Annotated in this window: 1 protein-coding gene; it reads left to right on the top strand. The window is 58.5% G+C overall.

Translation table 11 applies throughout. The annotated features are described in order from the left end of the window. Positions 1–88: 88 nt before the first annotated feature. Positions 89–906 (top strand): IS5 family transposase gene (locus DID96_RS37835; protein WP_260464181.1). Its coding sequence is split into 2 segments (ribosomal slippage): positions 89–437 and positions 437–906, totalling 819 coding nucleotides; the frame shifts between segments, so codons are not numbered across the junction. Positions 907–916 lie beyond the last annotated feature (10 nt).

The raw sequence follows: 916 nt of genomic DNA, 5'->3' as shown, positions 1-916 counted from the left end.
AGAGATGGAATCAAAAAGACCCCGTTGGGGGCTGTTAACCTTTTCGGCAAGCTGTTAACCTTGGCCATCTGAGCAACTGGAACCAAGGATGGGCGCGCCGATTGTTGATGACGAACTGTGGGCACTGATCGAACCAATGCTGCCGACGCCAAAACCACGGCGCAAGAAGTACCCAGGCCGGTTGCCGGTTGCGAACCGATCAGCACTGAACGGCATCCTGTTCGTACTCAAGACCGGTATCCGCTGGCGCGACCTGTCGACAAAATTGGGATTCGGCTCGGGTTCAACCTGCTGGAGACGGTTGCGCGATTGGCACAAGGCCGGCGTGTGGAAGCGTTTGCACGAGCTACTGCTGGCGAAGTTACGCGAGGCAGGCGAACTGGATTTCTCACGAGCAGCCGTCGACTCTTCATCTGTGCGAGCCGTTGGGGCGGGCGAAAAACTGGTCCGAACCCCACGGATCGCGCGCGACCAGGTTCCAAGCACCACATCCTTGTAGACGCCAATGGCGTTCCTGTCAGTGCGATCGTGACAGGCGCGAATCGCAACGACGTCACTCAACTGCTGCCGCTGGTTGACGCCATTCCACCGATTCGCGGCGTACGTGGCCGGCCGCTTCAGAAACCCAAGGTCATCTACGCAGATCGTGGTTACGACTCCGAGGCGCATCGCCAGAGACTTCGCGAGCGCAGCATCAAGCCGGTGATTGCCAAGCGCCGGACAGAGCACGGCAGTGGTCTGGGCAAGTTCCGCTGGGTTGTCGAACGTACGCATGCGTGGCTTCACAACTTCCGTCGTCTTCGCATTCGCTTTGAACGTCGGGCCGACATTCACGAAGCATTTCTCAAACTCGGTTGCTGCCTCGTCTGCTGGAACATCTTCAGACGGACGGAGCAGCCTTTTTGAATCCGTCTCT

The sequence above is a fragment of the Burkholderia sp. Bp8963 genome (assembly GCF_003854275.1).
In the GTDB taxonomy this organism is placed as follows: Bacteria; Pseudomonadota; Gammaproteobacteria; order Burkholderiales; family Burkholderiaceae; genus Burkholderia.
Note: the sequence above shows the minus strand (reverse complement) of the source record. Positions and strands in the feature narration are given on the sequence as shown.